The organism is Orbus hercynius (genome assembly GCF_003634275.1).
GTDB lineage: Bacteria > Pseudomonadota > Gammaproteobacteria > Enterobacterales > Orbaceae > Orbus > Orbus hercynius.
On sequence record NZ_RBWY01000001.1, the window covers coordinates 170,128 to 195,407 of the forward strand.

Sequence of the window (25,280 nt, forward strand, 5' to 3'; positions counted from 1 at the left end):
ATTTATGGCAATAGATAAAAAATTTACAGAAAGATTTTGTAAAATCGGTTAAACTACTCTTCATTCATTGAGATAAACTAATCAATTGGCATTTTTACTATTTTATGGTCAAGCTTAAACCGAATTCATTACGCGATGATCGCGCCACTCAAATCGTTAGCTGGGGCCATTGGTTTGCACTATTTAACATCTTTTTAGTCATTATTCTTGGCAGCCGTTATCTATTTATAGCCGATTGGCCACAAACATTGCTAGGCCGAGTTTATGCCATTATCAGTTGTATTGGGCACTTTAGTTTCTTAACGTTTATTGTTTACCTTATTGTCTTATTTCCACTGAGTTTTTTTCTTCACTCATCAAGATGGCAGCGTATTATTGCGGTTATTATTGCGACCGTCGCTATCACTATATTACTGATTGATATTCAAGTGTTTGCTCACTTTCGCATGCATTTGAACTTTTCAATTTGGCAGATATTGACCTCAGCCGATCAAAGTAATGTGCTAAGTTCACAATGGCAACGTTTATTTATTTTTGTGCCGTTTATTTTACTCATTGAGAGTATATTTGCGATCTGGAGCTGGCGTAAGCTACGCAGTTTGACTAAGCGTAGCCAGTATTGTCGACCTTTTATTGCTTTGTTTATCTTCTGCTTTATTAGTTCTCACTTGATTCATATTTGGGCTGATGCTAACTTTTATCGTCCAATTACTATGCAGCGCTCTAGCTTACCGATCTCTTATCCGTTGACGGCAAGGCATTTTTTAGAGCGCTATGGTTTTATTGAGCAAGGCAATTATGAGTCACGTGTGAGGCAAGAAGGTAATCCTTTTGCGATTGCTATTGAATATCCATTGGAGAAAGTGCGCTATGAAAGCACTCAAGCACCTTATAATATTTTAATGATCGTTGTCGATAATTGGAATGCTGATAGTCAGCTGAGTAACATGCCAAATTTAGCTGAATTTGCTAATAAAAACATTCAATTTATTAATCATTTCAGTGCTAGTGATAAATCATTTTTGGGTGAGTTTTCACTTTTTTATGGCTTGGATCCTAATTATTATAATAGCATTCTGGCAAGCCATAAATCGTCGATCTTTATCGATACATTAACCAAGCAGCGCTATAGTTTGGGTTTATTTTCTTCCGATAGTTTTGACCATCCTTTATATCGATATGCATTGTTATCTAATTTCTCAATGCCGGCAGAGACACAATCACAATCATTTGCCGCGACAACCGACTTATGGTTATCTTGGTATTACGATTTGCAAAAAGTGGATAACAGTGCACCGTGGTTTTCAGTGATTCAGTATAAAAATAATGAAAAAGCCCATACCGTTAAACAGCAGCAAGCATTGGATAGTGCGATTGAACGTGTTATACAATCCTTGCAAACGACCGGCCAAATGGAGCGAACGGTTGTTATTGTCACGGCCAGTAATACTGCTTCACCTAATGATGATCACGAGTTTAATCGGCAACAGCTACGAGTGCCGTTGATTATTGCGTGGCCAAATCGAGATGCTCAAGTGATTACCACACCGACATCGCATGTTGATATTATGCAAACCTTAATGCAAGAGGTACTACAAGTTAAGACGGCATCAAAACAGTATAGCCAAGGTGAAAACTTATTTTTACCGAATGGTCGCCAATGGCTAGTTGCTGGCACTGAGCAAGATATTGCCGCGCTTTATCCTGATAAAACCATTGTGATTGATAATTCAGGGCATTATCAAATTTATAATTTTGCGGATGAATTACAAAAAAATGAAACACTCGGTCTGTCCACTTTTTTACAAATCGTGACGGATAATCGGCGATTTATGGTTAGTCACTAGGGCAGCGCCATGAGAATATTGACTTGCGAAAGTCATTTACTAATCTCCCTTTGGACGTAAAATAATAGATTAAATCAACATAACCAGATTGATAGAGAGAAGAACATGATTATTGGCAATATTGAGTATTTAGAGTTAGTGCCTTATTTACCAGCAAAAATCAAACAAGCAATTGAGTATGTGCGAGATAATGTCAATGGTAATACGCCAACAGGAAAGTATGAAATTGATGGCGATAAGGTATTTTTTATGGTGTCAGAAAATGTTCCTCGTTTAGCGTCTAACGCAGATCCCGAATATCATCAACGTTATTTGGATGTGCAAATTGTGCTTGAAGGGCAAGAAGGCATGTCTGTGGCGACCTTACCACCCTATACTGAGGTGATGGAAGATCGTCTGGCTAACGGCGATATTGCCTTTGTTGCTACGCCAGTTGAAGAGACGATGTTTGTTGCGCATAAACATGATTTTGTCATTTTTTATCCTCATGAGGTACATAAACCACTTTGTGCGATCGATGGCAAGCTTGATAAAGTACGCAAAATTGTGATTAAAATGGACGTCAACTATCTATAATTTTCAGTCAGGCTCCGCTTTCGCGGAGCCTTAAATCAGCAGCTTAAAATGATCACTTAGGTTGGCTAATCAATTAAACTCATCACAGTTTCTTTTACTATTTATCAAATCATCGAGATTATGGTAATCTTAAACATTACTTTATTGTTGTCACTTGATACCCATGAAATTACCTCGTTTATCGCTATTATCACAAATTTGTATTACGCATTTAATTAGTCATATTCATATGTTAGTGCTACCGGTTTTAATGCCTGTCATGCTACTTACGCGCCAGGATGTCGATTTTATCCAAATTGGTTTTGCTATCAGTGTTTTTAATATTGTTTCTGCGGTGGTTCAAGCACCGGTCGGTTTTTTTGTCGATCGCATCGGACCGAAGCGTGTGTTATTAACGGGTTTGATTATTGGGAGCTTAAGCTTTTTATCCATCGGCTTAATTGAGCACTATATTTGGTTGATTATTGCGATGGGGATTGCGGGCGCAGCCAATGCCGTCTATCATCCTGCCGATTACGCAATTTTATCGCAAAATGTGACTGAAAAACGAATGGGTAGAGCCTTCTCATTACATACATTTAGTGGTTATATTGGTTTTGCAGTTACGCCGACGTTAATGTTAACGGTGAGTGCGTTTTATAACGTGGGTATGGCATTTATTGTCAGTGGTGTTATTGGACTCATTGCGGTTGTGATTTTATATCCTAAAGCACGTAATGAAGGGCGTAAAAAAACAGAGGAAAGCCAGTCAATTGAGCATAAAGAATCAACAAACAAAGTCAGTACTAAATTGCCTTTAATGACACCCGCCATCTTTTTTATGCTGATTTTGTTTTTATTACTCAGTTTAAGTGGTGGTTCAATTCAAAACTTTTCGGTTTCAGCATTAGTGACTGGTTATCATATTTCGTTAGCGGATGCCAATGTGGCTTTAACGGCATTTTTAGTCGCTAGTGCTGTGGGCGTATTAGTTGGTGGGCAACTTGCTGATTATTCTAGTCGTCACGGTTTTATTGCCACTGCTGCACTAGCCGTGACGGCGCTGCTGGCCGTGTTAGTTGCGCTCTTATCTGTGTCATCGACGCTCATTATTACGCTGATTATTGGGGTGATGGGCTTTTTATCTGGACTCATTGCGCCCTCGCGCGATATGCTTGTGCGTAATATCTCGCCTAAAGGTGCGGAAGGGCGAGTGTTTGGAATTGTATCGACAGGATTTAATATTGGCGGTACGATTGGCCCTGTTTTATTCGGTTGGATTTTAGATCAAAACTCCCCAAGAGGTATATTTTGGTGTACTGCTATTTTTATGGCGTTAACTGCAATGATTGCATTTTATCAAGAGATAAAAGGCACAAAAAGACAGTAACAAAGGAACAAGACGATGATGTGGTGTTATATTTACCGAAGCTCGAAAAAAGAAAATAGTTATTTATATGTAGCAAAAGAAAATGATTTTTCTCAAGTACCTAAGGTCTTGATGGACGTGTTTGGCACACCTAGTTTTGCCATGAAAGTGCTATTAGATGGTAAACGGCAGTTTGTCGTCGGTCATGCACAAGAGATTGAGGATAAAATTAATAGCGATGGCTTCTTTTTGCAGATGCTAAAAGACGATGATTTTTATATTGGTACCAACTAAGGTCACCCGCTAAATGGTGAGGAGTTATTGATGAAACTGATTAAAGCACTGGTGCTGATTGGTGGTATTGCTGTGTTATGGGGATGCGCTAGTCAATCTGAACAGACATCCAATGAGATCAAAACCAGTGTTATCGGTTTTGATAAGCCACGGGAAGTGCACTATTTTCCTGATTATATTGAGGCGTTAAAGCATTATGCTAAAACGCAAGGCATTAATGATAAAACCATTGAAATCGCCTTTACAGATGTGCATTTTGTTGAACATGTGGTTCAAGCTGATAAAAATCAACCTGAAAAAAAATCGACGCTTGATGAGTATTTAACGCGCGCAGTGTCCCCCACACGCATTAAATTGGCTCAACAGAAATATTTAGAGTTTCATGACCAGATACGCAATGCAACTTTATTGACGCATGTGCCACAAACCTATATTTTGGCATTATGGGGCGTTGAAAGTGGCTATGGTAAATATCAAGGTAAAGAAGATATTATTTCCGCTTTATCGACATTGGCATTTGAAGGTCGACGAGAGACCTTTTTTACCAAAGAGCTGATGTCAGCATTAACGATTCTACAAAATGGCCACATTGAAAAATCACAGTTTAAAGGTTCTTGGGCTGGGGCAATGGGACAAAATCAATTCATGCCATCATCCTATCTTGCTTATGGCTTAGATGGCGACGGCGATGGCGTAATCGATATTTGGAATAATATGTCAGATGTGTTTGCTTCAACCGCTAATTATTTAGCGACAGTTGGCTGGCAAGCTAATGAAGGATGGGGTAATAAGATTAAACTGCCGGATAATTTTGATAGTCAGTTAGCGGGGCTCGATAATGACAAAGTTCGCGCGGTATCTGAGTGGCTCAAAACCGGCATTACGTTTAGTGATTCTAAAGCTAAACCCAACAATAATACTCAAGCTTGGGTGATTATTCCTGATGTAGGCAGTGGTCAAGGTTACTTGGTGTATCGTAATTTCAGAACATTGATGCATTGGAATCGTTCATACCCATTTGCCATTAGTGTGGGTATGCTTGCTGATAGCTTAACGGATGATTCATTAAATAACACGGAAGGGAATTAATTAATCATGATCGCATTTTGGCAAAATAAAACATTAGACGAGCTGAGTGATAGTGAGTGGGAACAGTTATGTGATGGCTGTGGGCAATGCTGTTTAAATAAATTAATTGATGAAGATACTGATGAAATTTTATATACCAACGTTGCCTGTAATCAGCTTGATAGCCAAACTTGTCAATGTAAGCATTATGCTAACCGTTTTGATTATGAACCGGATTGTATTAAGTTGACTCGTCAAAATTTATTTACCATTGAGTGGCTGCCTAAAACCTGTAGCTACCTTTATTTTCAAGAGCATAATCGATTACCCGATTGGCATCCGCTGATAACGGGTAGTAAAACAATGATGCATAAAAAGCGTATTTCGGTGCAAAATCGTATCGTATATGAAGAGGATGTAATTCACTGGCAGGATCATATTATTCGTTAGGCGTACCACGATATTTGGCTTTATGTTGTTTTGCCCGTCACTGGGTTGGAATTTTAATGTTAATACCAATCCTAATAAATTATGCGCCGTAGAGGTGCTCTGCTTGAATATATTGCCACACTTTAGGGGGTAATAAGGACTCACAGCTCTGTTGCTGGCTAATTCTATCCCTAATTTCTGTCGCTGAAATATCTTCTAATGGCGTATTAGCAAAATAGATAAAGCCACTGGCATTTTGATGTAAATCATGAATATCATGGGTTTGATGCTGATTAATCCAAGCTTTAAGCTGTGTATCATTGGTTGTCTTTGCATACCCCGGACGACGGCAAATGAGTAAATGGCAATATTTGAGTAATGTTTGCCAATTATTCCAAGTAGGTAGGCTAAGTAACGAATCTTGGCCTAAAATAAATGCTAAGCCTTGCTGAGTACCGTTTTCTTGCCGCCAGGCTTGTAGTGTCTCAATCGTATAAGATGGTCTATCTAATCTTGCTTGCACGATTTCACGCAGATCAATTGATAATATTGGCTTATCTTCAATAGCAAGTTTGAGCATCTCAATACGCTGATGGGTCGATGCTTCTGGCTGCGGTTTATGCGGCGGAATATGATTAGGCAACAGGCTAATGTGCGATAATTTTACCTCTTTTGCTAAGGCTACGGCCGGTAATAAATGCCCATAATGGATCGGATCAAATGTGCCACCAAAGAGTGCAGTTAAACAATTAGTCATTGCTTGAGCCTATAAATAGTATATTGAGCGCTGTAATTCGTTCCCAAGCAGGAGAGTGATAATCATGTTTTAGCATCACTTCAATTTCAGCCAGTTTTTTTAATACCTGATAAAGCTGATTAAGATTGATGCGATTAAGATAAGGCGTTATTAGATTACGCCGACTTTGCCAGACTTTATAAGCATCATAAGCGGCTTTTAAATTATGCTGCATAGTATATTTTTTTAAATTAATCAACAAAATCAGCTCTCTTTGAATACTACGTAATAGAATTAATGGCTCGATATCATTAACTTTGAGCTGCTGCAAAATGTGCATTGAGCGTTTGGTTTTACCAAGTAACATGGCATCGATCCAGTGATAAGGCGTAAAGATAGCGGAATCATTGAGCTGACCTTCTAATTGGTCATAACTAATGGTGCCTTTAGGATAGAGTAGCTTAAGCTGGTCTAATATCTGGCTTAGCGCGAGTAAATTACCTTCATAATAATAAGCTAATAGCTCAATTCCCTGTTTTTCAATGGTTAATGTTAGCAGATGTGACTGTTGCTCTATCCATTGCGGTAATTGCTTAGCATCTGGTGTATTGCAGCTGACAATCAATAATTGTTCGGATAAATTTTGCAACCATTGGGCATTTTCTTGTGTTTTGCTCATTTTAGTTAATGAGATTAACACGCTCACATCGGGTGATAAGTGTTGCGTTAGTTCATCGAGTTTTTTGGCAATCGCCACATTTAAAGCGGTTTCACCAAACTGCAAAATAAGTAAGGTTTGGCTCGAGAATAAGCTCATCGCTTGACTGCTTTGATAAACAAGATCCCAATCAGTTTGATTATCAATGGCAAATACATTGTGTTCTGCAAATCCTAATGTGCGTAACTTAGCGATAATTTGATTTTGAGTTAAGTATTGCAAATAGGGATCGCTTCCCACGGTTATGAAATAGCGTAGCGAATCATTGTTAGCTAACTTTGCCAATAATTGGCTATCGCTAATTTTTATCATTGTGTGTTAATTTTTTGCTCTATCATATTGATTGATTTTAGTTTACCAATCAACTGAATAGCTGCTTGGCTATACATCTCTTGCTCAATCATGTACTGCTCAGTGCTTTTTGCTAATGCACTGGCCGGATTGTCAAAAAAGGTTCTAAATACTTTAACAGTCAATGGGTAGATATCGCTACCGGCAATAATGACTTGAGCATTAACCATTAACGTTAATTGATATTCAGCCGATTTACCATCTGGATAAATTGAGATAGTCGTTTTATCCATATTGTCATCAATAACTTTTAAAGCGGGATAATTATGTTTATCATCATTATTAACGATTTGCACATTGTTCTCTCTCAATACTTTTTTGATTTCTCGAGAGAGTGAGCCATATGGGTCACTGCTATAAAAAGCCATTGTTTGAAATTGCTTAGGAATTTCTGCATCGCCCTGTAAGTGAAAACCACAACCACTTAATAGCAGAGACATTAATGCAAACAAGCAGAGCCATTTTTTCATGTATTTTACCTAAAATTTATGGGGTAAACAAATTTACCCCGTATTTTCAATGATTAGCCAACAACAATATTCAATAATTTGCCCGGTACATAAATGACTTTACGAATAGTTGTGCCTTCCAAGTATTTTTGGATATTGACTTCAGATTTAGCCATATCAGTGACAAATTGTTCTGTGGCATCAGCAGGAACGGTCAGTTTTGCGCGTAATTTACCGTTAATTTGTACAATAATAAGTTTCTCATCTTCTACCATGGCTGCTTCATCAGCAACAGGCCATGAGGCATTATCGATGCTGTCTTGATGACCGAGTGCTTTCCACATCATAAAACACGCGTGCGGCATCATCGGTGAAAGTAAACGTACAATGGCTTGTAATGCTTCATCCATTAATGCACGATCTTGTCTAGAGTCTTGCGCCGCTTTTTGCAGACGATTCATAAATTCCATGACGGCAGCAATTGCGGTATTAAATGTCTGGCGACGACCAATATCATCGCTAACTTTGGTAATCGTTTTATGGAGTTCACGACGTAACGCTTTTTGCTCATCGTTGAGTTCATTACAATTTAATGTGGCAACTGGGCCTTTTTCTGCATGCTCGTACACTAAACGCCAAACTCGTTTAATAAAGCGATTTGCACCTTCAACGCCAGACTCTTGCCATTCAAGCGTCATATCTGCAGGAGAGGCAAACATCATAAATAAGCGAACGGTATCTGCGCCATATTTTTCCACCATTTCTTGTGGGTCAATGCCGTTATTTTTAGATTTAGACATTTTTGTCATGCCGGCATGAATCAGTTCATTACCCTCTTTATCGTAAGCCTTGGCAATCCGGCCTTTATCATCTCGTTCAACGGTGACTTCAGTTGGTGAAATCCAAATACGTTCCCCCGTCGCTGTTGTATAGTAAAAGGCATCAGCAAGTACCATACCTTGACATAATAAGCGTTTGGCTGGTTCGCTTGATGTTACCATACCAAAATCACGCATCAGTTTATGGAAAAAGCGGAAATACAGTAAATGCATAATGGCATGTTCAATTCCGCCAACATATTGATCGACCGGTAGCCAATAATTGGCAGCTTTTTCATCTAACATGCCTTTATCATAGTGAGGGCAGGTATAGCGAGCGTAATACCAAGAGGATTCCATGAATGTGTCAAACGTATCGGTTTCGCGTAGCGCGGATTGACCATTAACGGTGGTTTTTGCCCACTGCGGATCGGCTTTGATCGGGCTTGTGATACCGTTCATTTCCACATTTTCTGGTAGAATAACCGGAATTTGATCTTCCGGCGTAGGAATGGTTGTACCATCTTCTAACGTCACCATTGGAATTGGCGCACCCCAATAACGTTGACGAGAGACGCCCCAGTCACGTAATCGGTAGTTAACTTTGCGCGCACCGACACCTAGGTTAATCAATTTACTAGCGATTGCGTCAAACGCTTGTGCAAAATCAAGCCCGTCAAATTCACCGGAGTTAAAGAGTTTGCCATGCTCAGTATAAGCTTGTTGAGTTAAATCTGGCGCATTGTCATCTTGATCTAAAATAACCGCTTTTATTGGTAAATCATATTTACTTGCAAATTCAAAATCACGTTGGTCGTGACCCGGTACTGCCATGACGGCACCTGTACCATATTCCATTAACACGAAGTTGGCAATCCAGACTGGAATCTTTTCATTAGTTAATGGATGAATCGCATAAAATCCGGTAGCGATACCTTTTTTCTCCATTGTTGCCATATCTGCTTCTGCTGTTTTGGTATTTTTACATTCAGCAATAAATGCAGCGATATCAGCATTGTTTTGAGCGGCTAATTGAGCAATTGGATGCTCGGCAGCAACCGATACAAAGCTCACCCCCATGAAGGTATCGGGGCGGGTAGTGTAAACGCGTAATTTGTCGTTATAGTTTAGTACATTAAAATCGATCTCAACCCCTTCAGAACGACCGATCCAGTTTTTTTGCATCGTTTTGACTTGTTCTGGCCAGCTTTCTAAGGTCTCTAAATCGTCTAGTAACTCTTGTGCATAAGCGGTAATTTTAATAAACCATTGTGGAATCTCTTTACGTTCCACCGGTGTATTACAACGCCAGCAGCAACCTTCAACCACTTGTTCATTGGCTAACACGGTTTGGTCAGTTGGGCACCAGTTTACCGCTGAGGTTTTTTTATACACTAAACCTTTTTCATAAAGCTTGGTAAAAAACCACTGTTCCCATTTATAGTACTCGGGTCTACATGTTGTGATTTCTCGATCCCAGTCATAGCCAAAGCCAAGTAGTTTTAATTGCTTTTTCATATAAGCAATATTTTCATAAGTCCATTTTGCCGGTGCGGTATTGTTTTTTACTGCGGCGCCTTCAGCTGGTAAACCAAACGCATCCCAACCAATTGGTTGTAATACATTTTTGCCTTGCATACGCTGAAAGCGCGAGATGGTATCACCGATAGTATAGTTACGAACATGACCAAGATGGAGCCGACCAGACGGGTAAGGTAACATCGATAAGCAGTAGTATTTCGGTTTATTATTATCTTCGGTAACATGAAATGTTTTATTATCGTGCCAGTATTGTTGAACTTGCGCTTCAATTTCATCGGGGCGATATTGTTCTTGCATATGTGTTGACATAGTTGGTCTGCGTCCTATTAACTATATTTTGTACGTGTATTTTCGATACAATTAACTAAATAAATTATCTGCTAATTGTAGGGGGTATTGGGCAAAAATGAAATATCTGATTGCTAATTTGCCCCATTTTTATGTTATTAAATTCTGCGCGCATGATGTTCGACATTGCTCGCAATGCATTAAGTTTGGATGATGAGATGTTTTGTATCTTTAAAATTTGAGATTTATCAAAATATACCATATCACAAAATCAGATTAACTTAATGATTTATATGGTTAAATTAAATTTTAACGTTTTCTTATCTCTTCTTTACTTTATTTTTAAGTAATATTTTAAAACCCCGCTTTAGAGTGACTAAACTGAAAATAATTATCATATTTTATTGCTAATAATTATCTCTATTTCTTATTAAAAGACAAATAAATACAGTGCATTAGAAAATGGCTTGATAATGAATACCCACAATTTGAAACACCGATTTCTTTTAAATAATTGATCATTTTATGTAAATCTTTTCCAAATAATGGTAATTAACCACTGTCCGCTTGTTTGACCGAGTATGAAATTCAAGCAAGAATACCAATTATTAAACATAAATACGATTTTAAAAAAATTAGTGTAATCCGATGAAAAACCATTTTATTTGTCATGCTAAGATAATAGTTTCAGCGCTAACTCAACTGAGCGCATCTTATTTACAGCGATTAGTTTCATTAATTCTATTGGGATTTATAGGTGTGGCTACATCGCTCATACCTTTATCTGCAAAGGCGGGATATGCCGTTACCACTATTGCTGATGTGCAAGGTACACCTCCGTATTTAACATTTGATGGTGGTATGACTAAAGTAACGACAACGGAAGGTTTGCTTGGCATTACGCTATCAGATGGCACAGTTATTACTGCCTCAAGTGATAATTCCAGCTCGGCATCACCAATCATATTACCCAATGAAAATGATACGTTTGCCAGCATTACGACCATGGTTCCCTTATCTACAACGAATGCTGATTATCCGTCAGTTTCTTTGAATGAATTAGTTAATACTTATAGCTATTGGGGAGATTCTGATGGCGATACTAATCCTACCGCGACAGGTAGCTTGACAGTCAACTGGCTTGATGTGAATGGCACCGACATTACCAATACCGTAAAAACGACACCTGATACTGCACTTGGAGGATGTGATGCTCCTTACATTGGGCCTTATCAGCTGACTGTTTCATCAACCGATGGGAGCTTATCAACACAATATGGCGATCCAAGTACGAGCTATTTTACCCAGAGTACTAAAAGCTATTATTTACAACCGCCTGTCAGTGGCTCAAAAGTGTGTTATATCCAACCTAATTTAAATTATGGGACGGGTGTGTACGCTGGCTCTACTACTCAATGGAATCCGGCGAAAGGATTTTTAGTGCAAGATGTTAATACTCCAAGTCGTAACTTTCCAACGACCGGATTTAATCAAGCTTTTTTTGACATTTTGTTAAATGGTGTATTGGGTAGTTCGGTTACGGCAACGAAAGTATCAGGGAGTAGTAATATTAGCTTGACGTTAACGCCAAATCCTAATGGTGCTGGCGCTAACATTGTGCGAGTGACGTTAAATGGCCCTAGTTTTGCCAGTCCCGGGTCAAGCGCTTTTACAGCCACAACATTCAAATTATCAGCTGGTTCAACTGACTTATACAGTTTTACCCTTAAACAATGGTTTATTGCACGTAAAAATACAGACGGTAATTACAGTAATTCAGCCAGTTATTGTGCGTCAGTTGCCGGTGGAAATTATCGCATGATGGCTGTGCGAGACTTAACAAATGCTACAGGTGAAGTTGGATTTGAAAATCCAAATAATCCTAATGAAAATTATCAACGCCAGATTGGTGGCGGATTATTTTCAGAGTGGGGAGTGACTTCATTTCGCTACTATACTGAAAGTGATTTTAACCAAACAATTTTTTGGACTAGTGATAAATACGGTAGCACCTCACAATATATAGTCAACTCCGCGACAGGTGAGGTAAGCACTTATGATTCCAATAATATTTATGTTAGGTCAGCTTGTGTCAGTAAGTAATCATTATTATTACTGCAGCCGTTAGGCTGCATTTTGTCACTGGTAATACTAGATGGGTAGAGTGAGTTTATAACAATATCCAATATTATTTTGTTGGCTAGTAAATAAATTTATACCATTCACTTTTTCATAAAAAAAAGTTGCACTTTTATAAAAAGCGAGTATTTTGATTAAAAGTACATGGTATTTACAGTATATGACAAATACCCATTCAGAGAGATTAAAGGTAAAAATTACATAGTATGAACTTAATTAATATTCGTATCGTCCTCATCAACATTATTAGCGTGGTCATTATTATGCCAACGCGGGGGCGCTATTGAGTTAAATTAAGTCTATATCAACAATTTAAAACCCCCGCAATATTGCAGGGGTTTTTTTTTATTAATAATAAAGCAAAAGGGGAGCAGTCATGACGACAGGAGCACAGTGGATCGTTAAGTCATTAAAGCAGCAAGGGGTAAAAACCGTTTTTGGTTATCCTGGTGGGCAGATAATGCCACTTTATGATGCTCTTTATGACGGCGGACTTGAACATCTATTATGTCGTCACGAGCAAGGTGCGGCAATGGCAGCGATTGGTTATGCTCGCTCAACGGGTAAAACTGGGGTGTGCATTGCAACATCGGGGCCGGGTGCAACCAATCTTTTAACCGGGCTGGCGGATGCGTTAGTTGATTCCGTGCCGGTGGTTGCAATTACCGGTCAAGTGCCTCGCGCATTAATTGGCACAGATGCCTTTCAGGAGGTTGATATATTAGGAATGTCATTTGCCTGTACCAAGCACAGTTTTTTGGTTGATGACCCAACCGCCTTACCTGATATCCTTGAGCAAGCTTTTGCGATAGCCAACTCAGGGAGGCCGGGGCCGGTTTTAATTGATGTTCCTAAAGATATTCAATTAGCTCAACTTGATTTTGAACACTGCTTAACCCATTCTCATTATTATCATCCATTTGACACTTTAACTCATTCACTGACCTCCACGACGACTTCACAGATCCGAGCTGCTAATGACCTAATCAATCAAGCTAAAAAACCGATATTGTATATTGGTGGTGGGGTGATGATGGCTGATGCGGTAATGGAACTGCGAGAGTTAGTGACACAGACCGGTATTCCTGCGGTGACAACGCTAAAAGGTATTGGGGCGTTAGATATCAATCATCCGTACTATCTCGGTATGGTTGGGATGCATGGTTTTAAGTCAGCTAACTTGGCCGTGCAACAGTGTGATTTATTGATCGCTATTGGTGTGCGATTTGATGATCGTGTAACTGGCAATCTTAATCAATTTGCCACGCATGCTAACGTGATTCATATTGATATTGATCCCGCGGAATTGTGTAAATTGAAACTGGCTCATATTGCAATCCAAGCGGATGCTAAATTGGTGATACCGATGTTAAAGCAATCTGTGGATATTGGTGATTGGCAGCAGCATATTTTATCATTGAAGCAGCAATATGTGCCGCGTTACGATCACCCTGGTGAGGCGATATATGCGCCATTAATGCTCAAGCAGCTATCTAATGCGATTTTAGCGCAAGCAGCGATCGCAACATTTGTGACAACCGATGTTGGCCAGCATCAAATGTGGGCAGCACAGCATATGTTATTTAAAGATCCTAATACGTTTATTAGTTCTAGCGGGCTTGGCACGATGGGATTTGGCTTGCCAGCAGCAATTGGTGCGCAAATTGCCAGACCAGATGATTGCGTGATTTGTATTTCAGGTGACGGCTCTTTTATGATGAATATTCAAGAGCTAGCAACCATTAAACGTAGGAACCTGCCGATTAAAATGGTCTTAATCGATAATTCTCGTTTAGGTATGGTGCGCCAGTGGCAGCAACTATTCTTTAAAGAACGTTACAGCGAAACCGATTTATCGGATAATCCTGATTTTTTAGTTTTGGCCAGTGCATTTAATATACCGGGTCGATTAATTACCACCAAAGCAGAAGTCTTACCGGCGATTGAGCAGTTACTCACCACAGAAGGGGCCTTTTTATTGCACGTCAAAATCGATGCAATGGAGAATGTGTGGCCACTTGTTCCACCTGGCGCCGCTAATCATGACATGCTTGAGTCGATTACAGAATAAGAATTTTTAGGAAAAATCAAAATGGAAACGTATCAATTATTAATTAATGCTCATGATAGACCGGGTTCATTAGAACGTATTTTGCGTGTCATTCGCCATCGTGGCTGCAAAGTGGTCACACTCAATATGCAGACACATGACCAAACTCGGCTACTAATTAAGGTTGAGCTAACTAATGTCAAATCAAAACAGCAAATCTATGATCAGCTGCTCAAGTTAGCTGATATTGTTACGATGAATGAACAAGAATAATAGCAAAATTTATCTAAAGGAGTAATAAAATGGCAACAACGGCAAAATCTGATTATATTTGGTTTAATGGCGAAATGGTTAAATGGGCTGATGCTAAAGTTCATGTGATGTCACACGCGCTACATTACGGTTCTTCGGTGTTTGAAGGGGTACGTTGTTATGAGACTCATCAAGGCCCTGCTGTTTTTCGTCACCGTGAACATATGCAGCGTTTACATGATTCTGCAAAAATTTATCGTATGCCATTGGCATACAGCGTCGATGAGCTGATGGCTGCAACGCGGCAAACGCTCAAACAAAATCATTTAACCAGTGCATATATTCGGCCGTTAGTTTTTATTGGTGATATTGGCATGGGCGTGAATCCACCTGAGGAATATGGCACTGATGTCATTATTGCGGCTTTTCCTTGGGGCGCTTATTTAGGTGAGGATGCGTTAGAACAGGGCATTAATGCAATGGTTTCTTCCTGGAATCGTGCTGCGCCAAATACCATTCCTACGGCGGCTAAAGCGGGCGGCAACTATTTATCTTCACTTTTAGTGGGTAATGAAGCGCGTCGCCATGGTTATCAAGAAGGGATTGCTTTAGATGTACATGGCTACGTATCAGAAGGTGCTGGCGAAAATATTTTCGTTGTTAAAAATGGCATACTTTATACCCCAACGTTGACGTCGGCTGCATTGCCTGGGATTACGCGCGATGCCATTTTAACATTAGCTAAAGATTTAATGATTGAGACTTGTGAACAAACCCTATCGCGTGAATCACTGTACTTGGCTGATGAAGTCTTTATGACAGGCACTGCCGCTGAAATTACCCCAGTGCGTAGTATCGATGGTATTCAAATTGGCATAGGTCGCTGTGGCCCTATGACCAAACAAATTCAGCAGGCATTTTTTGGTCTATTTAATGGTAAAACCACCGATAAATATGGTTGGCTTGATTTGGTGAAATAATCCATAACGCGTTTAGCGCGTTTTATGCTTTAAGTTATTGATCCCTGACAATTTTGCTAGGGAATGCACTAAAATCTGCAATTTTTAGTTAATTATGTATATACTTATTAAATTATTGGAAAAAGAATTGGGAGCATTATATGCCGAAGTATCGTTCAGCAACATCTGTAGAAGGCCGTAATATGGCTGGGGCACGCGCATTATGGCGTGCAACTGGCGTTAAAAATGAAGATTTTGGTAAGCCAATCATTGCGGTGGTTAACTCATTTACGCAATTTGTTCCGGGTCATGTTCATTTAAAAGATATTGGTCAATTAGTCGCGAAAGAGATCGAAGCGTCCGGCGGCATTGCGAAGGAGTTTAATACCATTGCGGTTGACGATGGGATTGCCATGGGGCATGGTGGTATGTTGTATTCGCTTCCTTCACGTGAATTAATTGCGGACTCGGTTGAATATATGGTTAATGCTCACTGTGCTGATGCGATGATCTGTATCTCTAACTGTGACAAAATCACTCCTGGTATGCTAATGGCTGCGTTGAGAATTAATATTCCCGTGATTTTTGTTTCTGGTGGCCCAATGGAAGCCGGTAAAACTAAGCTTTCTGATCAGATTATCAAATTAGATCTTATTGATGCGATGATTCAAAGTGCTGATCCAACCGTTTCTGACAGTGTTAGCCAGCAAATTGAAGAATCAGCGTGCCCAACGTGTGGCTCATGTTCGGGCATGTTTACCGCCAACTCCATGAACTGTTTGGCGGAAGCGCTTGGCTTAGCTCTACCGGGTAATGGCTCGTTAGTGGCAACCCATAAGCAGCGTGAAAAATTATTTATTGATGCGGCAAAACATATTGTTGATATTACTAAGCGTTATTATGAGCAGAATGATGAATCATTATTACCCCGTGCGATTGCAACAAAAGCCGCTTACGAAAATGCCATGTCATTAGATATTGCCATGGGAGGATCAACTAATACGGTACTTCACTTATTAGCAACCGCGCAAGAAGGTGAAATCGATTTTACCATGTCAGATATCGATCGTTTATCACGTAAAGTGCCTCATTTATGTAAAGTAGCGCCAAGTACCCAACTATATCATATGGAAGATGTACACCGTGCTGGTGGCGTAGTTGGCATTATGGCGGAACTTGATCGCGCCGGTTTACTTAACCATAACGTTAAGAATGTGCTTGGCTTAAATTTAGAGCAGACTTTTGCGAAATACGACATCATGCAATGCCAAGACGAACAAGTGAAAAAAATGTACCGCAGTGGCCCGGCTGGTATTCGTACAACGAAAGCATTTTCACAAGATTGCTATTGGGATACGTTAGATAATGATCGCCAAAATGGCTGTATTCGCGATAAAGCACATGCTTATAGCCAAGATGGCGGACTGGCGACGCTTTATGGCAATATCGCACTTGATGGTGCTATTGTTAAAACAGCCGGTGTTGCAGCAGAAAACCTTGTCTTTAAAGGACCAGCTAAAGTGTTTGAAAGCCAAGAAGAAGCGGTTGATGCGATTTTAGGTGGTAAAGTGGTTGCCGGTGATGTGGTGGTGATTATTTATGAAGGACCAAAAGGTGGACCCGGCATGCAAGAGATGCTTTACCCAACGAGCTATCTAAAATCAATGGGTTTGGGTAAAAAATGTGCCTTAATTACCGATGGCCGTTTTTCGGGTGGCTCATCAGGCTTATCGATTGGTCATATTTCACCTGAAGCGGCAAGTGGTGGCTTGATTGGTTTAGTGCGCGATGGCGATATTATTGACATTGATATTCCAAATCGTAAATTAGTATTAGACGTTACCGAAGTGGAACTTGCAGCACGTCGAACCGCGCAAGAAGCGCGTGGCGACAAAGCATGGACCCCATTAAATCGTCAGCGAGCAGTGTCTTATGCATTAAAAGCTTATGCAAGTTTAGCGACCAGTGCAGATAAAGGTGCCGTACGCGATAAAAGCAAATTAGGGGGCTAAGGTGAATGCGACAACAGAACAAAAGTTAACTGGTGCCGATTATTTGAAAGCAACCTTATGTTCATCTGTTTATGATGTTGCAATTGTCACACCTCTTGAGGAGATGGAAAAAATATCACAACGACTTGGTAATCAAGTCTTTGTGAAGCGAGAAGATCGCCAACAAGTCCATAGTTTTAAAATCCGTGGTGCTTATGCGATGCTCGCCAGCTTGAATGAACAACAACGAAAAAGTGGCGTTGTTGCCGCTTCAGCGGGCAATCATGCTCAGGGCGTGGCATTATCAGCAACCAAATTAGGGATTAATTCTTTGATCGTAATGCCCATGACGACCCCTGATATTAAAGTCGATGCGGTAAAGGGATTTGGTGGTGAAGTGCTGCTACATGGGGCGAACTTTGATGAGGCAAAAAATAAAGCGATTGAACTGGCCACAGAGCAAGGTCGAACCTTTATCCCTCCCTTTGATCATCCTTTAGTGATTGCAGGTCAAAGTAGTGTCGCGATGGAGCTGCTACAACAAAATGCTCGGTTAGATCGTATTTTTGTACCTGTTGGTGGTGGTGGACTGGCTGCCGGTATTGCAGTTTTAATTAAACAGATCATGCCATCAATCAAAGTGATTGCGGTTGAAGCGGCAGATTCGGCTTGTTTAAAAGCGGCTTTAGATGCCGGTAAACCGGTTGATCTCAACCGAGTTGGTCTATTTGCTGAAGGCGTTGCGGTTAAACGAATTGGTGATGAGAGCTTTCGTCTATGCCAGCAGTATATTGATGACATTGTCATTGTTGATAGCGATGAAATTTGTGCGGCGGTAAAAGATCTGTTTGACGATGTACGGGCTGTCGCCGAACCATCCGGTGCCTTGGCGCTAGCTGGCTTGAAAAAGTATGTTGAGCAGCACAATATTCGCGGTGAAAATTTAGCCCATATTTTATCCGGTGCTAATCTGAATTTTCATACTTTACGCTATGTTTCTGAACGATGTGAATTAGGTGAAAAGAAAGAAGCATTATTTGCTGTGACGATTCCGGAACAAAAAGGCAGCTTTTTAACTTTTTGTCAATTGTTAGGCGGGCGGACTGTGACCGAATTCAACTATCGATATCATGATAAGGGGCTGGCGTGTATCTTTGTTGGTGTAAGAATTAATAATGGTGAGCAAGAGAAGGTAGAGATCATTTCTGAATTAACGGCGGGCGGTTATCAAGTTGCTGACTTATCTGATGATGAAATGGCAAAATTGCATGTGCGTTATATGATTGGTGGCAAACCTTGTCTACCAATTAAAGAGCAACTGTATAGTTTTGAATTCCCTGAATCACAAGGGGCGCTATTAAAATTCTTACAAACATTAGGCACTAATTGGAATATTTCACTTTTCCATTATCGTAGTCATGGAACTGATTATGGCCGAGTGTTAGCTGCATTTGAGATTGAACCGGATAACCATGCTTTTGAAGCTCACTTAGCAGAGCTCAATTATGATTATCATAATGAGACAGATAATCCATCATTAAAGTTCTTTTTAACTAACTGATAATAAAAGGCCTATTTAGGCCTTTTATTTTTGATCACGAGAGGCATTATGATTAATTTAGCAGTAATTGGTAGCAATTGGATTTCGGATAAATTTATTGCAGCGGCCTTACAAACGGGTGAATACAAGCTTGTGGCCGTGTACTCTCGCCATTATCAAACGGCAACCGAGTTTGCGAGTAAATATGCTGTTGATACTGTATTTACTGACTTAGCGGCATTAGCAAGTAGCGCTAAGGTTGAGGCCGTTTATATTGCTAGTCCAAATTCGTTACACTTTGAACAAGCGAAATTAATGCTGGAAAATGGTAAACATGTGATTTGTGAAAAGCCGCTTGCCTCAAACGCAGAACAAGTGAACGCCTTAATTGCGATAGCTAAGCGACATCACCGTGTCATTTTTGAAGCACTAAAAATCTTTTATTTGCCTAATTATGATGTGGTAAAACAGTTTTTACCAAAACTGGGCAAAATTCGTAAGGTGTTTTTAAGTTATTGCCAGTACTCTTCTCGCTATGCTCGATATTTAAATGGTGAGAACCCAAATACTTTTAATCCTCAATTCTCCAACGGTTCGATTATGGATATTGGCGTATACCCATTAAATTTCGCGGTCGGATTATGGGGCAAGCCAAATCATATTAATGCACAGGCCAGTTTATTAGCGTCAGGTGTTGATGCACATGGCACGGTGCTCATGAACTACGGTGAGTTTGATGTGGTTATTTGTCATTCAAAAGTCAGTGATTCCCATATTCCAAGTGAAATACAAGGTGAAGAGGGGGCGCTAATCATCGAACATCTTTCAGTCGGTGAAAAGGTGATGTATAAACCGCGTCAAGGTGAGTGGCAAGATATTACTTTACCGCAACATGATAATACGATGTATTACGAAGCAAAACAATTTGCGGTTTTATGTCAACATGTAGCTGTTGATCATAGTGGACTTCACTTAAGTTTAACTACAGCTGAATTGTTGACCGAAATTCGGCGACAGACTGGCATTGTTTTCCCCGCCGATAAAGTATAGTTAAAAGTTGCAATAATTTGTATTGGGTAGCTAGCGATATTATTTTATTTCTGTATAATAGTTGCACCCACGTTACGGCAATGTTTTCCCAACATTGCTTTGTTGTTTTATTTGAAGGAATTTATTGCTCGAAGGGGTGAATATTTCTTGCTAAATAAGCAAATAAGTGTAGATAAGTCAAATGGTTGATTTATTGACGTGAGATAAACTAAAACTTTAGGTAAAATACTAATGAGTACTTTTTCAGCTAAACCAGAAACAGTAAAACGCGACTGGTACGTTGTTGATGCAAGTGGTAAAACACTTGGTCGTTTAGCAACAGAAATCGCAAGCCGCCTTCGCGGTAAACATAAAGCAGAATATACACCCCATGTAGATACAGGTGATTATATTATCGTTATCAATGCAGAAAAAGTTGCTGTAACTGGCAAAAAACGCACTGATAAGATCTATTATCGTCATACTGGCTATATTGGTGGTCTTAAGGAAGCGACTTTCAAAGAAATGATTGAACGTCATCCTGAACAAGTCATCGAAATTGCTGTAAAAGGCATGTTACCGAAAGGTCCTCTTGGTCGTGCAATGTACCGTAAATTAAAAGTTTACGCAGGTAGTGAGCACAACCATGCGGCACAACAACCGCAAGTCTTAGATATTTAAGGGGATAGAAGATGGCTGATAATCAATATTACGGTACAGGTCGCCGAAAAAGTTCTTCTGCTCGTGTTTTTATTAAACCAGGCAGTGGTAACATTGTAATTAATCAACGCTCTTTAGAGCAATACTTTGGTCGTGATACTGCTCGTATGGTTGTAATGCAACCACTAGAGTTAGTTGAAATGGTCGGCAAATTTGATCTTTACATCACAGTTAAAGGTGGTGGTATTTCTGGTCAAGCTGGCGCGATTCGTCACGGTATTACTCGTGCGTTAATGGAATATGATGAAACTCTTCGTTCTTCACTACGTCAAGCGGGCTTTGTTACTCGTGATGCTCGTAAAGTTGAACGTAAGAAAGTGGGTCTACGCAAAGCACGTCGTCGTCCACAATTCTCAAAACGTTAATTGCAATTGCAAAATGTCAAACCCAGCTTATGCTGGGTTTTTTTATGCAAAATGACTTTGATGATATTCATTCCTATGAATTTATTGAGTATATTATTATATTGTCAACTGGCTAAATAAAATTTTTAATATATCTTGCTGATAATTGAGAATAATAACGATATGAAATATCAACATTTTTTAATTTCTATCTGTCTTTTGGGGAGTTTTTTATGGTCAAACAATATTTTTGCTAACTCAATCAACGATTATGACTCACAATCACTATTAAGTCATTTTGAGCAATCTTTGGCAGATAAAAATTTTACCGATATAACATCAATATTACGGCAGGATTTGAGCCGGTTAAAAAGTTTTCCACTTAATCAGGAGACTTTGCCGATTATTAAATTTGATTCGGTAGAGCAAGCGGATGAGTCGGATGAGTCGGATGAGTTTATTATCATCGATCGAAATCAAATACAGCAAATGGTAAAACAATTAGTGAAAAATCTTTCTTTTTCACAATCAATTGAAGATGAAAACTCAATCATACAACTTGCTGGTTTATCTGATGATATAAGAGATCAGTTAACCACTTATAAGCGTTATAATTTTACTCCCCCCCTGATTGCCCTGAATAAGGTTACTTTTTATGATGGTACATTTTTAGAGCTCAACGATAACGCTCTCGATATGTATCGTGCACGCTTACAATATTCTGTTGAAAGTACCAAACGAATTACAATTATCGATATTCTAGTCAATTATATGGTCCCAGATAAGCCGCTAGAAACATTAACTTTTACTGCATCAAAGTTATCTACTAAACAAGGTGATATTAATTTATTGTTCGTAGATAATAATGTGGCTGAATTTGAATTCGTTAATCGGGATCCTGATAGCATTTTACATGTAGAAGCAATAGACAAACAAAATCATATTGTCAACTCATCAAATCAATGGTCATACCAATTTAATCAGCCTGAAATAGACATTATTATCAATTTTTATCAAATATTATTGAATCAAATTGATCAAAACGTTATTACCGACAAAACTCAACTTTTACGTTATTTAGAAGATCATATTCAGGTATTATCAGATAATCTGCAGCAGGTTTATGGGCAATTGACGACTAGGGTTGCCTATTATTTTAAACGTCAACCGATGACAATAACCTTATTTGTTAAGCCTGATCCACAAATCATGGCATATCAAGCGCAGATTAATACCTCTAAATCTCCATATTATAATCATGCGATTGTTTCTTCCTTCGGTGATAATAATGTTAAAGGATTGAAAGCTGAAACCGGAGAGATAATCGTTGATGGGAATTATCGTGATATTGACTACCTGGTTGATCAATATTATCGGGTTTCACTTATTAATGATGGCTGGAATTATAAAATTTATCGATTAGATACGGCCAATCAACAATTTGCACCACAACCATTTTATATGATGGATAGTAAACTGTATTTACAGCGCTGGATTATCGTTAATCAGGACGCAAATAATAATTTTATCAAAGGATTAGTCGATATCCAAAATCATCAATTAGCGATTCCTCTGCAATATAGTAACATTAATATTTCTGAATCTTTTATTATTGCTAGCCGGATCAATAAGGCAAAGCAAATAGATGATAATGAAGTTTATAACAGCAATAATTTACAAAAATTGTTTTCGGGTCAAGGACGAGTAACGGTTGATAAAAATAATTTCATTGTAAAAAATGAGATATGTGTAACACAAGAACCAAACTATTATAAATATAGTACAACAAGCCGTGATAATATCACTTACTATTGTTATGATAATTATCATCTCTACGACGATAAAGGGCAACAATTATCAACGGCCCCTTATTTTGATGTATCCGATAATTTTAGTCAAAATAATCTATTATTAGTGACCACTGATAAACAGCAACAACGCTTTGTTAATCGTCAGGGTCAGGACGTGGAGATTGCTTTAGATTCATATATTAACGTGTCGCCTTTTTCAGAAGGACTTGCAGTGGTTGAATGTAGCAGTAATCAATTATATGGTTATATTAATACTCAAGGTAAATTAACGATTCCTTGTCTCTATCAAAGTGCGAGTCAATTTATTGGTGGTTCTGCATTAGTTGAACAAAATGATCAATATCAATTGATTAGTCCAACTAATTCGGTTATCAAACGATTTGATACATCCTTAGCTGCCAGTGAAAGAAATGGGCCAGATAGTATCACTTACTTTTTTCATGATGGTTCGACATATAATAATAAAGGAGAACATATTGATTAAGCTTGGGTTGATATTCAAGGGCGTGTAGCATCAGTTATGTTTGATACGATATTTCTTACCATTGGTAAAAAGATGCACACAACCTGAATTTCTGTGCATCTCAGTCTATTTAAATAATTCTTGAAAACTGTCGTTGGCGAACCTGTTGGCGCATATAAATATCAAAACACATACAAATATTTCGAATCAATAAGCGTCCTTTCGCAGATACTCTGATAGATGTTGATTCATTCGTGACTAAACCGTCTTGAATAAAGGTCGATAAAAGTTGGAGATCTTCGGCAAAGTAGTGATTAAAATCAATATGGTAAGTTTTTTCTATTGTGGATTTATCTAAGTAAAAGTGACAAATAAGCTGTTTGATGACATCGCGGCGAATTTTATCATCTTCACTCATAGTAAAGCCTTTCCAAAGCGCATTACCGGATAATGCAACTTGTTCTTGATAGGTTTTTAACTCTTTTTGGTTTTGAGCATAACTATCACCTAAAATACTAATTGCTGATACACCAAGTCCCAATAAATCGGCTTCACCTTGAGTTGTATAGCCTTGGAAATTACGGTGTAATACGCCATTTTGTTGGGCGATTGCCAGTTCATCAGTGGGTTTGGCAAAATGATCCATACCGATTAAGCGATAGCCCGACTGGGTTAAAAACTCAATGTTGGTTTGTAAAATAGCTAATTTTTCAGCCGCACTAGGTAAATCATGGTCTTTGATCTTACGTTGAGAGGCAAACCGAGCTGGCAAATGTGCATAATTAAAGACACTTAGCCTATCAGGAGACAGTTTGACCACTTTTTCTAATGTTTTAGTAAAACTATCAACGGTTTGTTTCGGCAATCCATAAATTAAATCTAAACTAATCGATTTAAAATGGTTGATTCTTGCCCGTTCAATTAACGATTCAATGAGTTTATCGTCTTGTTCGCGGTTGATTAAACGTTGGATTTCGGGATTAAAATCTTGAATCCCCATGCTCAGGCGATTAAAACCGACACTAGCTAGATGATCAATCGTATGAGGCTCAATTTCGCGGGGATCAATCTCAATCGATAGCTCTGCATCAGCAGAAAACTGAAAATGGCTTTTTAATGTCGTAATTAAATAGCTAATTTCATCATCATTAAGATATGTCGGCGTTCCGCCACCCCAGTGCATTTGAGTGACAATTCGATGTTTAAATAGCGCTGCGCGTGAGGTAATTTCTTGCGTTAAAGCGGTTAAGTAAGTGGCGACACGATTATGATTACGAGTAACCATTTTGTTACAACCACAAAAATAACACAATTTATGGCAAAAAGGGATATGTACGTATAGCGATAGCGGTCTATTTGGGTAACGCGATGTTGCCGCTAAAAATTGCGCTTCACTATACTGCTCATTGAATTCCAACGCTGTTGGGTATGAAGTATACCGCGGTCCAGAGTAGTTATATTTTTGGATTAATTGTTGATCCCAAATAATCTCGGTATTACTGTTTTTGTTTGACATTG

At 39.0% G+C, this 25,280-nt stretch carries 21 protein-coding genes; 16 read left to right on the forward strand and 5 right to left on the reverse strand.

The annotated features are described in order from the left end of the window. The first annotated feature begins 104 nt into the window (after nucleotides 1–104). The 6 genes from DES39_RS00860 (at nucleotide 105) to DES39_RS00885 (ending at nucleotide 5,583) form a co-directional block, all read left to right on the forward strand. Nucleotides 105–1,847 (forward strand): DUF3413 domain-containing protein, encoded by a 1,743-nt coding sequence (locus tag DES39_RS00860; protein WP_121143889.1) that lies wholly within the window; start codon nucleotides 105–107, stop codon nucleotides 1,845–1,847. 105 nt (nucleotides 1,848–1,952) lie between these two features. Beyond that, nucleotides 1,953–2,423, forward strand: a complete 471-nt coding sequence (locus DES39_RS00865) for a NanQ anomerase/TabA/YiaL family protein (RefSeq protein WP_121143890.1) — start codon at nucleotides 1,953–1,955, stop codon at nucleotides 2,421–2,423. Nucleotides 2,424–2,586: 163 nt separating this feature from the next. Then, complete coding sequence (locus DES39_RS00870) at nucleotides 2,587–3,792, forward strand: MFS transporter (RefSeq protein WP_121143891.1); 1,206 nt, start codon at nucleotides 2,587–2,589, stop codon at nucleotides 3,790–3,792. 18 nt (nucleotides 3,793–3,810) lie between these two features. Further along, complete coding sequence (locus tag DES39_RS00875; RefSeq protein WP_425463982.1) at nucleotides 3,811–4,065, forward strand: YcgL domain-containing protein; 255 nt, start codon at nucleotides 3,811–3,813, stop codon at nucleotides 4,063–4,065. Between the two features lie 30 nt (nucleotides 4,066–4,095). Beyond that, nucleotides 4,096–5,154 (forward strand): lytic murein transglycosylase, encoded by a 1,059-nt coding sequence (locus DES39_RS00880; RefSeq protein ID WP_121143893.1) that lies wholly within the window; start codon nucleotides 4,096–4,098, stop codon nucleotides 5,152–5,154. A 6-nt stretch (nucleotides 5,155–5,160) separates the two neighbouring features. Then, nucleotides 5,161–5,583 carry a YcgN family cysteine cluster protein gene (locus DES39_RS00885; protein ID WP_121143894.1) on the forward strand — a complete coding sequence of 141 codons (423 nt, stop codon included), beginning with the start codon at nucleotides 5,161–5,163 and terminating at the stop codon, nucleotides 5,581–5,583. Between the two features lie 79 nt (nucleotides 5,584–5,662). Here the strand turns inward: DES39_RS00885 and nadD are convergent, their stop codons facing one another. From nadD to leuS, 4 genes are read right to left on the reverse strand one after another with little or no spacing between them, the layout of a single operon-like run. Beyond that, a complete protein-coding gene (gene nadD / locus DES39_RS00890; protein WP_121143895.1) occupies nucleotides 5,663–6,319 on the reverse strand; it encodes a nicotinate-nucleotide adenylyltransferase in 657 nt (218 codons plus the stop codon). Further along, complete coding sequence (holA, locus tag DES39_RS00895; RefSeq protein ID WP_121143896.1) at nucleotides 6,312–7,328, reverse strand: DNA polymerase III subunit delta; 1,017 nt, start codon at nucleotides 7,326–7,328, stop codon at nucleotides 6,312–6,314. Before holA ends, nadD begins: the two co-directional genes overlap by 8 nt. Then, nucleotides 7,325–7,837, reverse strand: coding sequence for an LPS assembly lipoprotein LptE (gene lptE, locus DES39_RS00900; protein ID WP_121143897.1), 513 nt, complete (start codon nucleotides 7,835–7,837; stop codon nucleotides 7,325–7,327). Before lptE ends, holA begins: the two co-directional genes overlap by 4 nt. A gap of 53 nt (nucleotides 7,838–7,890) precedes the next feature. Beyond that, a complete protein-coding gene (gene leuS, locus DES39_RS00905) occupies nucleotides 7,891–10,473 on the reverse strand; it encodes a leucine--tRNA ligase (RefSeq protein ID WP_121144743.1) in 2,583 nt (860 codons plus the stop codon). Nucleotides 10,474–11,223: 750 nt separating this feature from the next. On the opposite strand from leuS, the gene DES39_RS00910 reads away from it, so the two are divergent. The 10 genes from DES39_RS00910 (at nucleotide 11,224) to DES39_RS00955 (ending at nucleotide 23,783) form a co-directional block, all read left to right on the forward strand. Continuing rightward, complete coding sequence (locus DES39_RS00910) at nucleotides 11,224–12,567, forward strand: hypothetical protein (protein ID WP_147405404.1); 1,344 nt, start codon at nucleotides 11,224–11,226, stop codon at nucleotides 12,565–12,567. 412 nt (nucleotides 12,568–12,979) lie between these two features. After that, nucleotides 12,980–14,674, forward strand: a complete 1,695-nt coding sequence (gene ilvG / locus DES39_RS00915) for an acetolactate synthase 2 catalytic subunit (RefSeq protein ID WP_121143899.1) — start codon at nucleotides 12,980–12,982, stop codon at nucleotides 14,672–14,674. Between the two features lie 21 nt (nucleotides 14,675–14,695). Then, nucleotides 14,696–14,926: an ACT domain-containing protein gene (locus DES39_RS00920; RefSeq protein WP_121143900.1), complete on the forward strand. Its 231-nt coding sequence runs from the start codon at nucleotides 14,696–14,698 to the stop codon at nucleotides 14,924–14,926. A 29-nt stretch (nucleotides 14,927–14,955) separates the two neighbouring features. Then, the gene (locus tag DES39_RS00925; protein WP_121143901.1) at nucleotides 14,956–15,885 is read left to right on the forward strand and encodes a branched-chain amino acid transaminase; all 930 of its coding nucleotides are present in this window, start codon (nucleotides 14,956–14,958) and stop codon (nucleotides 15,883–15,885) included. A gap of 140 nt (nucleotides 15,886–16,025) precedes the next feature. Then, complete coding sequence (gene ilvD, locus DES39_RS00930) at nucleotides 16,026–17,876, forward strand: dihydroxy-acid dehydratase (RefSeq protein WP_121143902.1); 1,851 nt, start codon at nucleotides 16,026–16,028, stop codon at nucleotides 17,874–17,876. A gap of 1 nt (nucleotide 17,877) precedes the next feature. Further along, on the forward strand, nucleotides 17,878–19,416 hold the full coding sequence (gene ilvA / locus DES39_RS00935; RefSeq protein ID WP_121143903.1) for a threonine ammonia-lyase, biosynthetic: 1,539 nt from the start codon (nucleotides 17,878–17,880) through the stop codon (nucleotides 19,414–19,416). 48 nt (nucleotides 19,417–19,464) lie between these two features. Then, nucleotides 19,465–20,445 (forward strand): Gfo/Idh/MocA family protein, encoded by a 981-nt coding sequence (locus DES39_RS00940; protein WP_121143904.1) that lies wholly within the window; start codon nucleotides 19,465–19,467, stop codon nucleotides 20,443–20,445. Nucleotides 20,446–20,676: 231 nt separating this feature from the next. Beyond that, the gene (rplM, locus tag DES39_RS00945) at nucleotides 20,677–21,105 is read left to right on the forward strand and encodes a 50S ribosomal protein L13 (RefSeq protein ID WP_121143905.1); all 429 of its coding nucleotides are present in this window, start codon (nucleotides 20,677–20,679) and stop codon (nucleotides 21,103–21,105) included. Between the two features lie 11 nt (nucleotides 21,106–21,116). Beyond that, nucleotides 21,117–21,509, forward strand: coding sequence for a 30S ribosomal protein S9 (rpsI, locus tag DES39_RS00950; RefSeq protein WP_121143906.1), 393 nt, complete (start codon nucleotides 21,117–21,119; stop codon nucleotides 21,507–21,509). Nucleotides 21,510–21,671: 162 nt separating this feature from the next. Then, a complete protein-coding gene (locus DES39_RS00955; protein WP_121143907.1) occupies nucleotides 21,672–23,783 on the forward strand; it encodes a WG repeat-containing protein in 2,112 nt (703 codons plus the stop codon). 109 nt (nucleotides 23,784–23,892) lie between these two features. Here DES39_RS00955 and hemN read toward each other — a convergent pair whose 3' ends face one another. Beyond that, on the reverse strand, nucleotides 23,893–25,278 hold the full coding sequence (gene hemN / locus DES39_RS00960) for an oxygen-independent coproporphyrinogen III oxidase (RefSeq protein WP_121143908.1): 1,386 nt from the start codon (nucleotides 25,276–25,278) through the stop codon (nucleotides 23,893–23,895). Between the last annotated feature and the right edge of the window lie 2 nt (nucleotides 25,279–25,280).